We start from the raw sequence: 12,253 nt of genomic DNA, 5'->3' as shown, positions 1-12,253 counted from the left end.
GCCAGGGCACATGCAGTTCGGACGCAGCTACGAGGAGTTCGAGGTCGGCGCGACCTACAAGCACTGGCCCGGCAAGACGGTCACCGAGTACGACGACCACCTGTTCTGCCTGCTCACGATGAACCACCACCCGCTCCACATGGACGTGAACTACGCGGAGAACACCACGCAGTTCAAGAAGAACGTGGTGGTCGGCAACTACATCTACTCGCTGCTGCTGGGCATGTCGGTTCCGGACGTTTCGGGCAAGGCGATCGCCAACCTGGAGATCGAGTCGCTGCGCCACGTGGCGCCGACCTTCCACGGCGACACCATCTACGGCGAGACGAAGGTCCTGGACAAGTGGGAGTCCAAGTCCAAGGACGACCGCGGCGTGGTCTACGTCGAGACCATCGGCTACAACCAGGACGGCAAGATCGTCTGCATCTTCCGGCGCAAGGTCATGGTGCCGAAGGAGAACTACCTGGCCGAGCGCGGCGGGGAGCAGCCGGGCCGTCCCACCCCGGTGCCGGACAAGAACTGGGAGGGCTGAGCAGGCTGGGCGTGCCCGCTTGACTGCTCTGCGTACCGAGGCCACGGTTTCCGGGTGAGCACGCTGCGAACCTGCCCGCGCTGCGGTCGGGTCGTGCGCCCGCCGTCCCTGGCCACCGGTGTCTGGACCTGCTCCGAGCACGGTGGCGTGGTGCCGGTGACGCCGGCCCAGGCCGCCAGCGCCGCCCTCATCACCCGGGTGGGTGAGCAGTCGCGGGTGCCGATCTGGCTGCCGCGGCCGCTGGCCGCCGACTGGGTGGTCAGCGGCCTGGCCTGGGCCGGGGACGACCCCGGCGGCGTGGTGGCGACCGTGCTGGCCGTGTCGGGGCCGCACCCCATCCCCGAGGCCGCGGACGGTGACCCGGCCGCCGACCTGTTGCTGATCGCCGAGACCCCGGGTGTCGGGCTGGGTGCGCACCTGGCCGGTCTGTCCTCGGTGGACGCCGGGCCGATGCTGCGCGACAAGGTCGAACACGAGCGGGCCGAGGCGCACGTCGTGGTCGAGGGCGCCGAGGGCGGGCACGAGGTCCCGCTCTGGTCGGTGCTGCTGGACGACGGGCTCGGCTACGTCGGGGAGGCCGCCGGGGTGTGGCTGTGGCTGCTGGCCTGGCCGGCCACGACGGCCGCGGTCCTGCTGGACGGGTTCACCCTGGTCGACGCCCGCGACCCGGAGCAGCTGTTCGACGTCCCGATGGGAGCGCTCACGCCCCGGCTGCGGTGACGGCCCGCAGGGCGGTGCCGAGCCAGCGCGAGTGTCCGCGGCGGGGCAGCGCGGACAACCGTCCGGCGAGCGCGGGGAGCCGGTGGGTGGCGCGCGCGACGGCCGCGGCGGCGATGTCCAGGGCGGCCAGCTGGTGACCGTCGAGGGCGCTGTGCCCGGTGTCGCGCAGGGGGACCAGCACGGCGTCGGGGGCGAGCCCGGCGGCCCGCTCGGCCACCGCGCGCGGGGTGCGCAGGTCGCGCTCGCCGGACACCACGACGAGCGGGACGGCGAGCGCGCGCAGGTGTGCGGGCAGGTCGTAGGGCTCGCCCCGGAAGGCCGGCCGGTCCGGTGCCGGGGCCCGCAGCTGCGGGTCGAGCGGGGAGCCGTCGGGGGGCAGGCCGAAACCCAGCTGCCCGCAAGCGATCCCGGCGACCAGATCGGGTTCCACGAGGTACGGGACGCCGCTCGACGAGTCGGCGTCGAACCGGTCGAGCAGGCGCCAGGTCCGGCGCAGGCGCCCGGCGCGGCGGGCGCGCAGGAGGCGGAGCAGCACCTCGGGGCCGGCGAACTCGTAGGCCACCTCGACGACGTGGGCCAGTTCGGGCGGCGGGACGACGTCGGCCAGGTCGCGTACGGCGGCCGCCATCGGGGCGAGGGCCGGCTCGGCGCCGTCCCAGAACAGGCGACGTCGGTTCGCGCGGATGACGGCCAGGTCGTCGACCACGGACAGCACCGGCGAGTCGAGCACCAGGGCGGCCAGCCGGTGCGGGTGCCGGACGGCGAAGACCTGGGCCAGGTAGCTGCCGTACGAGCTGCCGTAGACCACGGCCCGCTCGGTGCCGGTGGCGTCGAGGACGGCGGCCAGGTCGTCGGCCGCCGCCTCCACGGTGACGGCCTCCAGGGGCAGGTCGCGGCCGTGCCCGTCCCGGCGGGACAGGCCGACGCCCCGGTGCTCGACCATGATCAGGTCCAGCCCGCGCCGGGTCGCCGCGGCCCGCAGGCCGCGGAACGGCAGGACGGACGCGAGACCGGGCCCGCCGGGCACCACGAGCACCGGGACCCGGCCGGCCGGGCCGGTGCGGACGGCGGTCAGCGGGAACGTCCCGCCGCCCGGCAGCGGTCGGGGCACGACGAGGCCGGGCCTGCGGGCCACCAGGCGCGCTGCTGCACCCGTCACCCGTGCGGGGAGGTTCACCCGTCGGCGCCCTGGCGCTGCCGGTGTTCCGCGCTCGGGCGTGGCCGTGGAATACCCGGTGCGGCAGCGGTTTCCGGTGACCATGGGGTGGACGGCGTCGCGATCGGCGCGGGCGTGGCCGCCGGGCGCGACCGGCTCAACGGCGCGTGCAGGGCCGGCACCAGCCCCCGGAAACCGCCCGCCACCAGCGCCGCCACGTCGATCATCATGACCGGGAAGGCGGGCCCGGCGTGCGAGGCCACGTAGCGCGGCTCCCACTGCGGGTCGAACCGGTCCTTGAACCGGCGCAGCCCGCGGAAGTTGTAGAAGTGCTCCCCGTAGGTCCAGACCAGGTTCCCGACCCGCTCCCAGAACGGCCCGTCGGTGCGCAGCCCGGACAGCGGCGTCATGCCGATGTTGAAGGTGTCGAAACCGCGTTCCTGCGCCCAGAGCATGGCCTCGACGAACAGGTGGGTCATCACCGTGCGCGGCGCCTCGGACCGGCGGCGCATCAGGTCGACCTTGATCTCGTGCTTGGCCCCGCTGGCCCACAGCGTGGCGAAGGCGACCACCTGGCCGTCGATGCGGGCCACGGCCACCGGGTAGCGGGCCACGAACTCGTCGTCGAAATGTCCCAGGGAGAAAGACTTCTCGCGCGTCTTGCGATCGTCCAGCCAGAGGTCCGAGACCTCGCGCAGGGCGGGCAGGACGGCGCGTACGGCGTCCCCCTCGAGCACCTCGACCTCGACCCCGGCCTTGGTGCTGGCCCGGCACTCGCTGCGCAGCTTGGCCCGCTTCGACCCCGTCATGGTGAAGTCGGTCAGCGGGATCATCGCCTCCTCGCCGAGTTTCACCATGACCAGCCCGCGCCGCTCGTAGAGCGCGGCGAGGTCGTCGCGCACGCAGTAGAGCACCGGGCGGCCGCACCGGCTGCGGCACAGGTCGAGGAAGTCGTCGATCAGGCCCTCGAACTCGCGCTCGTCGCCCACCGGGTCGCCCATCACCACCCAGCTGCGGCCCGCCACCTGGTACATCAGCAGCGCCTGGCCCCCGGCCGAGAACAGGACCCGCTTGTCGCCGCTCCACAGCAGCGAGGCGTTGCCCTGCGTCGCCCGGGCCATCACCGGCCCGGCCCGGTCTAGCTCGGCGTCGCTCGCCAGGTGCGGTCCGCTGACCGGTAGCTGCAACCGGGTGCCGACCACCACCAGCGCGGCCACCAGCAGGACCGGGCCGATGCGCCCGGGCCACGACCCGGCGCCGGTGAGCGCGGCCCACCACGTCCGGTCACCGTGGGCGGGGACCAGCCAGGTCTCGTTCCACCAGACCAGCGCGGCGGCCAGCGCGACGGCGAGCGCCGTCCACACGGCGGCCCAGCGGGTCCGCAGGACGGACGTCGTCCGGTAGAAGCCCGGCCGGGCCAGGCCGAGCAGGACCACGAGCACCACTGCCGGGAGGACGGGCTCCGGCCCGGCGGCGGAGAGCAGGGCCACGGTGAGCACGGTCAGCGCCCAGGCGCCGTGCAGCCGCCGGTAGATGCCCCGGGCCAGGACAAGCAGCGCCGTCCCGGCCAGCCCGCCGACGAACGGGCCGTGGCCCAGGGACTGCCCGTCGGGCAGTTCCCCGGTGAAGATCAGCCGCAGGCCGGTCACGATCAGCGGCACCGCGAGTAGGGAGGGGACCAGCGAGCGGCCGAGCCGGGCCGCGCCGGCCGCCCGGTCGGGGGAACGCCGGGCCTCCAGCACGGCCAGCACGACCGCGGCGAGGGCGAGCGGGACGAGGTAGTAGACCAGCCGGTACGCCACCAGCGCGGTGACCAGCCCGGTGGACGGCACGGTGTCGGCCAGGGCCACGACCAGCACGGCCTCCACCACCCCGAGGCCGCCCGGCACGTTGCTGAGCAGGCCGAGCGTGGTGGCCAGCACGAACAGGACGGCGAACGGGACGAAGGCCAGGCCGTGCCCGGCCGGCAGCAGCACGTAGAGCACCACGGCCATGGTCAGCCACTCGACCACGGAGACAGTCACCTGCGTGACGGCCATGGTCCTCGTCGGCCGGTCGACCCGGTGCCCGCGCACGGTGACCGGAGGTCTCGTCCGGCCGCACCAGCGCACGTACCCGCCGACCCCGGCCAGCAGGACCGCCGCCGCCAGCACCGAGACGGGCCGGTTCACCGGCAGCCAGGCCAGCACCGCGGGGGGCGCCCAGGCCAGCCCGGCGGCCACCAGTACGGAACTGCCCAGGCTCAGGGTGACCAGGTTGAACGCCGCCACCCGGGCGATCGCCGCGCCGGGCAACCCCCAGGCGGAGTAGAGCCGGGCCCGCAGGGCGGCCCCGACGAACGCCGAGGCGCCCAGGCTGTTGCCGAACGCGGTGGCCACGAACGAGGCGGCCGCGTACCGGCGGTGCGGCATGGAGTGGTCGACGTAGGACAGGGCCAGGGCGTCGTAGCCGACCATGATCGCGTAGGACGCGGCGGTGGCCAGCAGGGCCAGGGCGAGCGGTCCGGGGCCGATGGCGCTCAGGTCGTCGCCGAGCCGGTGCCAGGGGTACCCGGACAGACGGTGCTTCAGCACCCAGCCGGCGGCCCCGATCGCGCCCAGGACGGCGGCGTGGGCGAGCAGCTGGCGGTAGGCCCGGGCCCGAGGGGCGCCGGCCGGCCGGTCCCCGGAATCAGACATGGTCCCACCGTCATCGGCGTCCGGGCGCCGCTCTTGAGGGCACTGTCGGGGGACATGCCTAGGGTGGGGACGTGCGCATCGACCTCCACGCCCACTCGACGGCCTCCGACGGCACGGAGTCGCCGGCCCGGGTGGTGGAGGTGGCGCATGCGGCCGGGCTCGACGTCCTGGCCCTCACCGACCACGACACCACCGAGGGCTGGGCCGAGGCCTCGCGGGCGGCGTGCCGGGTCGGGGTCACGCTCGTCCCGGGGGCCGAGATCTCCACGCAGGTGAGGGGAATCGGCGTCCACCTGCTGTCCTACCTGCACGACCCGCTGGCCCCCGGGCTGCGCGCCGAACTGGAGGGCACCCGGGCCGACCGGGTGGACCGGGCCCGGCGGATGGTCCGGGCGATGAGCGCCGACCTGGGCATCACCTGGTCGGACGTGCTGGCTCAGGTGCACGGCGACGCCACGGTCGGGCGGCCGCACATCGCCGACGCCCTGGTCGCGGCCCGGGTGGTCGCCGACCGGGACGAGGCCTTCGCGACCGTGCTGCACGCCGGGTCGCCCTACTACCTGCCGCACTACGCGCCGCCGGCCGCGACGATCGTCGGGCTGGTCCGGGAGGCCGGGGGCGTGCCGGTCCTCGCACACCCGCGGGCCGGCAAGCGGGGCCGGGTGCTGTCGGACGACGAGATCGCGCGGCTGGCCGAGGCCGGCCTCGGTGGGCTCGAGATCGACCATCGCGACCACGACGCGCGCGAGCGGGCGCACCTCGCCGGGCTGGCCGCCGAGCTGGGGTTGCTGCGCACCGGGTCGAGCGACTACCACGGCACCGGCAAGCTCAATGCGATCGGTGAGAACGTCACGGCCCCGGAGGTTCTCGAGGCCATCCTGGAGCAGGGGAACCGCGACCGGCTGGTCGTGCCGTGAGCGTCGTGCCGTGACCCGGTCATGAACGAGCAGTTCGAGCTGCCGGGCATGCCGGCCCGCCTCTACCCCTGTACCCCGACCCGGTTGACGACGTGGCGGGCCTGCCCGCGCCGCTACCGATTCACGTACCTCGACCGCCCGCCACCGCCCAAGGGCCCGCCCTGGGCGCACAACAGCGTCGGTGCCGCGGTGCATTCGGCGCTGGCCGACTGGTGGCAGCTGGCGCCGGCCCGCCGCCGCGATCCGGCGCTGCCCGAACGGCTGGTCCGGCGGCGCTGGTTGACCGAGGGGTTCCGGGACGAGCTGCAGGCGGTCCGGGCCGCCGACCGGGCGGTGCACTGGGTGCGCGACTACCTCGCCACACAGGCCCCGGACGACGTCCCCGCCGGGGTCGAGCGCACCGTCTCGGCGCGCACGGCCTCGCTCGTGCTGTCGGGGCGGGCCGACCGGATCGACGCGCGCCTTCGGGTCAGCCCCGATGGGGCGGGGGACCGGGCGGAGCTGGTCATCGTCGACTACAAGACCGGGCGCTGGGTGCCGGACGAGGCCGACGCCGCGGCCAGCCTCGCGCTCGCCACGTACGCGGTCGCGGCCGAACGCACGCTGCGCCGTCCGTGTGTCCGGGTCGAGCTGCACCACCTGCCGACGAACAGCGTCGCCGCGCACGAGCACACCCCCGCGAGCCTGGCCACGGCGGTCGCCGAGGCGGAGGCGCTGGCCGCGGGGGCGTCGTCCGCCGACGAGGCGCACGCCCGGGGCCGGGACGGGGACGACGTCTTCCCGCCGAGCCCGGGCGACCAGTGCTCCTGGTGCGACTTCCGCCGGCACTGCCCCGAAGGGCGGTCCGCCGCCCCCGACCGCGACCCCTGGTCCGGCCTCGCCAGTTTGTGCATGATCACGAACGGTCCTCGACCAAGGCCAGGGCCTGGGTGACGGCGTCGGCCGGGGTGTCGACGTAGTGCAGGCCGTCCACGGCGGACCCGTCGGGTTGGACCACGCGCCAGCCGTCGAGCACGACCACCGGCACGTTCCCGCGCCGCTGCGCGAGGGCGACCTCCGAGAGCGTGCCCCACGAGCCGCCGATCGCGATCACGGCGTCGGCGCTCCAGACGATGACGGCGTTACGGGCCTCGCCGAGATTGGTCACGATGGTCACCGACAGGTCGGGCGAGGCGCCTTCCTTGTCGTCACCGGGCCGGATGCCGACCACCAGCCCGCCCGCCGACCGGGCGCCGGCCGCCACCGCCGCCATCACGCCGGTCCCGCCGCCGCAGATCACGACCGCGCCCGCCTTGGCGAGCAGGACGCCCACCTGCCGGGCGTAGTCGGCCTGGTCCGGCGTGCACACGCGGGGCCCACATACGGCTACCTGCAGTGATGACTCGCTCGGACGGCGGGCCGAGGGGACCGGTCCCGCCGCTGCTGCCACCTCGTCTACCCCCGCGCCGGCCAGGCGGGTACCACCGGCCGGCCCGGGATCGGACCGGCTCGACACGGGGGCGCCGCTTCGCCGGATCAGTCTGACTCCTCCGGAAAATCGCGCTGAGCAGGATAAGCCCGAAATAGGGCGATCTCATCCCTGAGACTCGTCGCCAGACCCGAATGGGCGAACCGGTCAGCTTTGAGTGACGCCCCGGCACTCTTCACGCGCCCGACTATGGGTTGGGTGCGGCTCTCCACGGGCAGGGTCAGGACGGTCCGCAGCTGCTCCTCGGCGCCGTCCAGGTCGTCCAGTGCGAGCCGGGCGTTGGCCAGGTCGAGTTGGGCCGCGGCCACGAACTCGGGGGAGCGTTGCGCCTCGGGTGCCTCGCCGAACAGCCGCAGCGACTCCTCGGCCGCCTCGACCGCGCGCTCGGCGTTCGAGCGCCCGCCCAGTGCCAGGCGCACCTCGCTCGCGTAGTAGGCCGCCTTGCCCGGGTCGAACCGGAAGACGCCGGCCGAGTCGTCGGGAGTGGCGGCGTCGCGGGTGGTCATGGTCACCGACAGGGCCCGCTCCACCTCGGCGGTCTGGCCGCAGGCGGCCCACGCCCGGGCCTCCTGGCTGGCCAGCCGCAACATGTTGCTGCTGCCCTGGGCCGCGAACTGCTGGCCGCTCTGGGCGATGGTCGCCGCCTGGCGGTAGTCGCCCTCCCAGAACGCGACGTTCGACTGCACCCACCGGATGTAGGAGCGCAGACCGTCGTCGTCGGCGAGGTCGGCGCACAGCCATGCGGTGCGGGTGTGGGTGTCCGCGGCGTACGTCTGGCCGAGGTCGGCGCTCGCGTGCGCGAGCAGGGCACACAGCCGTCCGGCCACGGAGTACAGCGGCGGCAGCACCGCCGGCCGCTGCCGGCGTTCCAGCATCTCGAACACCTCGGCGCGCAACCGCGACAGCGGGCGGAAGATCACCAGCGGCGGTTTCACCAGGTAGTCGGTCGCGAGCTGACGCACGTCGGCGGTCAGCTGGTCCAGGACGTCACTGTCGACGCCCCCGCGAGCAGCGCGCACGAACTGCGCGGATTGCTCGGTGGTCATGGCCATCTCCTCGGGGAGTGAGGTGTTTGCCGGGTGATGAGGGGCCGGGTTCTTCAGCCCGGAAAGCCCGCCCGTGGGGCGGTCGAGGAGGCCGGTGGGCACCTCGCCGGTCAGGTCGATGTACGTGGACGGCGGCTGCGCGCCGGCGTCGTCGTCCGTCCGTCCGGTGGGGGTCTCCACGCTGGTCTCGGGACGGCGCAGGCTGAGGCCCAGCGACGAGGTGAGCGATGGGCGACGGGCGGTCGGTACGAGCGAGGGTGTCATCCGTGCGTTCGCCGCCGTCGCGTCGGGGGCGGTGAACAGTTCGTCCACGGTCAGGCCGGGAAACATCGTCTCCAGCACCCGGCAGTGGTCGGGATGCGGCAGGCCCTTGATGTCCCCGCTCAGCCAGCGGGCGAACTGGCCCCGGCTGGGCCAGTGGCCGATCAAGGTGGGGTCGACCTGCTGAGCCGCTGCGTCGTACTGCCGGCAGAACGTCGCATAGGTCTGCCAATGCCGTTGTCGCAGCAGCTTTTTGAGCATCGTCGAACGTTTCGGCATGCCGTCCGCCTTGTCGTAGCTCGCTGGGGAAGGGAGCGCTACGCACATAACGTAGCGGTCTGATCACGCTTAAACATCCTTCTTTTGGACGGAGGGTGAACGCATGAGTACGTCATGCGACACAGACGCGACACAGAAGCTTTGGACGAGTGTCCAAAGCTGGTGTGGCGAACGTGAGCGCTCCCCCAGACTCGGGTAGGAGCAGCCCCAGGGGGCGAGACGTACCTCGTCCCTCCCGCTCGGGCGCCTAGCGACGAATGCATTCCGTGCCTAGGAGGTCACCCAATGCCATCATCTGCGGTCGGTCGAGGCGTTCCTGCCCTGCGTTACCGGCGGGCCCTGGCCCGCGCGGCGGTGCGGGCCGCGGCGGCGGGGCTGCCCGTCGTCCCGGGGGCCTGGTGGTCGACCGCGGAACGGCGCTTCGAGTGCGACGTCGCCGGCTGCACCCGCACCGGGCCGCACCCCGTCGTGCCCGCGGCCTACGGCGGCCTCGGCGCGATCGCCGGTGAGGGGCTCGCCGCTCACGCCATCCGGCACCCCGCCGCCGTGACCGCGCGCTGGCGCCGCGCGCCCTACGCGGTGCTCGTACCGACGGGGGAGACGTGCGACGTCGTCGACGTCCCGGCCTCGACCGGACGCACGCTGGCCCTGCGGCTCGACGCCCGCTCCGAGCTCGGCCCGGTGATCGCCGCGGGGGCGCGCTGGTTCTTCCTGACCGCACCCGGCGGCCGGCTCCCCGCGTGGGGCGGCGACACCCTGGTGCACGGTCTGGGCTCGTGGATCATGCTGCCGCCCAGCCTCGGTCCCGGTGGAGAACCCGCGGGCTGGCTGGTCCGCCCGGGGCGCACCGGGTGGTACCTGCCGACCCGTGACGCGGTCCTGCGCGAACTCGACGGTCCCGCGGTCCCGAGCCAGCGCCGCTACGACGAGGCCCTCCGCCCCGCCTAACCCCCGCGTTGATCATGCGCAAACGCACCCTCTAGATGTCGATCATGCGCAAACGCAGCATGCGTTTGCGCATGATCGACGGGGGAGTCATGCGTTTGCGCATGATCAACGCGGGGTTAGAGGGTGCGGAGGCTGTCGCGCAGGGTGTGCAGCGCGATGGTCGCCGCAGACGGGCTGAGGGCCGCGGGGCTGCCCTCGGGGGGCGGCCCGTACAACGAGCGGGCCCAGTGCGGCAACGTCGGGAACACCAATCCCGCGATGGGCGCCCAGCTCGGCCGGTTCCGCTGGGCGGCCAGCATGGCGGCGGGCAGCGCGGGAGACACGATCTCCTGCATGAACTCCCGGGCCTCACGAGTCACCCGCAGCTGCGAGCGGTCCGCCTTCAGGGCCCGCAGCAGCTCGGCCCGGCTCCTCGGCACCTCCTCGGGCTCCAGCCCGGTCACCGCGGCAGCCCGCGCCTGTTCGCGCAGGTACTGATTGCAGGAGGCGTCGCTGAGCTCGAGGCCGCACCGGGCCGTCACCTCCAGGGCCGAGTCCACCTGGCAGGCGTGCAGCCAGCGCAGCACGTCGACGTCGTCCCCGCGGAAGTGACGCCCGTCGGGCAGTGATCCCGTGACCTGCATCCGCACGGAACGCTCGCGGGCCCCCATGATCGCCGCCTCGGCCGCATCGCCGAAGGTCATCGTGCCCAGCACCTGGACGCTGTGGTGCAGCCGCTCCCACGGGTCGTCCAGTCGGCGGGCGGTGGCGAACACGACCGACATCGCGGGCACGTGCAGGACCTGCATCATCAGCGCTCGCAGGACCGCCAGCGGATAGGTCGGGTCCGAATGCACCCGCCAGGTCACGCTGCCCGGGCCGAACAGGCCGTCGCGCGCCGTCGTCCCGGCCAGGTCGCCCGGTGCGGGTCTGACCTCGCCCGCGGCTCCACCGTGGCTGGGGGTCACCCTCAGCAGGGTGGCGGCAAACGCCGCTGATCGCAGGTCGAAACCTCTGATCGGGACCGGCCCGACCGGCCGGTAGGGTGATTTCACTCCAGGAGAGAAGGTGCAATGGGTCGCATCGTCTGCGTGGCCAACCAGAAGGGTGGCGTCGCCAAGACCACCAGCGTGGTCTCCCTCGGGGCGGCCCTCGCCGAGACCGGGCTCAAGGTCCTCCTGGTCGACCTCGACCCGCAGTCGTCCCTGACCTTCGCGCTCGGCATCGACCCGGACGACGTCGAGATCTCGGTCACGGACGTCCTCACCGTGGGGGCCGAGGTCGAGTCCGCCGTGCTGCCCGCCCCCGAGAAGCTCGAGGTGCTGCCCGCGACCCTCGACCTGGCCGGCGCCGAGTCGATGCTGTTGCCGGTGGAGAACCGCGAGTTCGTGCTGCGCCAGGCGCTGGAACAGGTCGGGTCCCGCTACGACGTCGTCATCCTCGACTGCTCGCCGTCGTTGGGGCTGCTCACGATCAACGCGCTCGCGGCCGCCGACGAACTGGTCGTGCCGCTGCAGGCCGAGATGCTCAGCCACCGCGGCGTCGGCCAGCTGCTCGACACCGTGGCCGACGTGAACCGGCTGCTCAACCCCCGGCTGATCGTCCGGGGCCTGCTGCCCACGATGTACGACGGGCGCTCCACGCACGCCCGGGCCGTGCTGGCCGACATCGGTGAACGCTACGAGCTGCCGGTGCTGGGGCCCGTCCCGCGGTCCGTCCGGTTCGCCGAGGCGCCGGGTCTGGGCGGCTCGATCCTGGTCACGTCGCCGCGCTCGGCCGGGGCGAAGGCCTACCGGGACGTCGCCGCGGCCCTGATGAAGGCCTGGCGGGTCGCGGCGCCGGCCGTGAAGAAGGCGACGCGCAAGGCGCCGGTCACGAAGAAGGCGGCCGAGAAGTCAGCGGCCGAGAAGTCAGCGGCCGAGAAGGCAGCGGCAGAGAAGACAGTGGCAGAGAAGACAGTGGCCGAGAAGGCAGCGCGCAAGGCGCCGGTCACGAAGAAGACGGCGGCCAAGAAGACGGCGGCCAAGACCGCGGCCAAGACCGCGGCCAAGACCGCGGCCAAGACCGCGGCCAAGACCGCGGCCAAGCCTGTCGAGGCGAAAGCCGTTCCGGCGTCGAAGAAGTCGACGGCCACGAGAGCGACGAAGAGGGCCGCGGCGCCGAAGTAGCACCGGCCGGGCCTCCTGGTGAAGGCAGGCCTGGTGACAGCTTGTGTGCCGGTTCCGGCGACGAACGCTGCCACCACGGCTGTCACCAGGTGGGCGGTCGG

General features: G+C 73.6%; 10 protein-coding genes and 1 pseudogene. 6 read left to right on the top strand and 5 right to left on the bottom strand.

Annotated features, from left to right (window positions below; genetic code table 11):
- Window positions 1–4: 4 nt before the first annotated feature.
- Window positions 5–532: pseudogene (locus ACIB24_RS15410) on the top strand (MaoC family dehydratase); the annotation flags it as partial.
- A 54-nt stretch (window positions 533–586) separates the two neighbouring features.
- Window positions 587–1,252, top strand: coding sequence for a DUF6758 family protein (locus tag ACIB24_RS15405; protein WP_398282131.1), 666 nt, complete (start codon window positions 587–589; stop codon window positions 1,250–1,252).
- Here ACIB24_RS15405 and ACIB24_RS15400 read toward each other — a convergent pair.
- Window positions 1,233–2,411: an alpha/beta fold hydrolase gene (locus ACIB24_RS15400; protein ID WP_398282128.1), complete on the bottom strand. Its 1,179-nt coding sequence runs from the start codon at window positions 2,409–2,411 to the stop codon at window positions 1,233–1,235. The two genes, ACIB24_RS15405 and ACIB24_RS15400, sit on opposite strands and share 20 nt — an antisense overlap.
- 14 nt (window positions 2,412–2,425) lie before the next feature.
- Entirely contained in the window at window positions 2,426–5,086 is a 2,661-nt protein-coding gene (gene mprF / locus ACIB24_RS15395) for a bifunctional lysylphosphatidylglycerol flippase/synthetase MprF (protein WP_398282125.1), read from the bottom strand.
- Window positions 5,087–5,157: 71 nt separating this feature from the next.
- Between mprF and ACIB24_RS15390 the strand changes: the two genes are divergently transcribed.
- Window positions 5,158–6,003 (top strand): PHP domain-containing protein, encoded by an 846-nt coding sequence (locus tag ACIB24_RS15390; protein WP_398282122.1) that lies wholly within the window; start codon window positions 5,158–5,160, stop codon window positions 6,001–6,003.
- Between the two features lie 21 nt (window positions 6,004–6,024).
- The gene (locus tag ACIB24_RS15385) at window positions 6,025–6,936 is read left to right on the top strand and encodes a RecB family exonuclease (RefSeq protein WP_398282119.1); all 912 of its coding nucleotides are present in this window, start codon (window positions 6,025–6,027) and stop codon (window positions 6,934–6,936) included.
- Here ACIB24_RS15385 and ACIB24_RS15380 read toward each other — a convergent pair.
- On the bottom strand, window positions 6,899–7,432 hold the full coding sequence (locus tag ACIB24_RS15380) for a TIGR00725 family protein (RefSeq protein WP_398282116.1): 534 nt from the start codon (window positions 7,430–7,432) through the stop codon (window positions 6,899–6,901). The genes ACIB24_RS15385 and ACIB24_RS15380 overlap by 38 nt on opposite strands.
- 86 nt (window positions 7,433–7,518) lie before the next feature.
- On the bottom strand, window positions 7,519–9,057 hold the full coding sequence (locus ACIB24_RS15375) for a hypothetical protein (RefSeq protein WP_398282113.1): 1,539 nt from the start codon (window positions 9,055–9,057) through the stop codon (window positions 7,519–7,521).
- A gap of 285 nt (window positions 9,058–9,342) precedes the next feature.
- On the opposite strand from ACIB24_RS15375, the gene ACIB24_RS15370 reads away from it, so the two are divergent.
- Window positions 9,343–10,005 carry a bifunctional DNA primase/polymerase gene (locus tag ACIB24_RS15370; RefSeq protein ID WP_398282110.1) on the top strand — a complete coding sequence of 221 codons (663 nt, stop codon included), beginning with the start codon at window positions 9,343–9,345 and terminating at the stop codon, window positions 10,003–10,005.
- 116 nt (window positions 10,006–10,121) lie between these two features.
- On the opposite strand, the gene ACIB24_RS15365 is transcribed toward ACIB24_RS15370, so the two are convergent.
- On the bottom strand, window positions 10,122–10,952 hold the full coding sequence (locus tag ACIB24_RS15365) for an oxygenase MpaB family protein (RefSeq protein ID WP_398282107.1): 831 nt from the start codon (window positions 10,950–10,952) through the stop codon (window positions 10,122–10,124).
- Window positions 10,953–11,057: 105 nt separating this feature from the next.
- Here ACIB24_RS15365 and ACIB24_RS15360 point away from each other — a divergent pair, with 105 nt between their 5' ends.
- On the top strand, window positions 11,058–12,152 hold the full coding sequence (locus ACIB24_RS15360) for a ParA family protein (RefSeq protein ID WP_398282104.1): 1,095 nt from the start codon (window positions 11,058–11,060) through the stop codon (window positions 12,150–12,152).
- Window positions 12,153–12,253 lie beyond the last annotated feature (101 nt).

Source organism: Spongisporangium articulatum (assembly GCF_044465595.1).
Classification (GTDB): domain Bacteria; phylum Actinomycetota; class Actinomycetes; order Actinomycetales; family Kineosporiaceae; genus Spongisporangium; species Spongisporangium articulatum.
Note: the sequence above shows the minus strand (reverse complement) of the source record. Positions and strands in the feature narration are given on the sequence as shown.

Coding starts and splice junctions, on each gene's coding strand:
- ACIB24_RS15360 (WP_398282104.1), top strand. CDS start 11,058: ATGGGTCGCATCGTCTGCGTGGCCAACCAGAAGGGTGGCGTCGCCAAG.
- mprF (WP_398282125.1), bottom strand. CDS start 5,086: ATGTCTGATTCCGGGGACCGGCCGGCCGGCGCCCCTCGGGCCCGGGCC.
- ACIB24_RS15370 (WP_398282110.1), top strand. CDS start 9,343: ATGCCATCATCTGCGGTCGGTCGAGGCGTTCCTGCCCTGCGTTACCGG.
- ACIB24_RS15385 (WP_398282119.1), top strand. CDS start 6,025: ATGAACGAGCAGTTCGAGCTGCCGGGCATGCCGGCCCGCCTCTACCCC.
- ACIB24_RS15375 (WP_398282113.1), bottom strand. CDS start 9,057: ATGCCGAAACGTTCGACGATGCTCAAAAAGCTGCTGCGACAACGGCAT.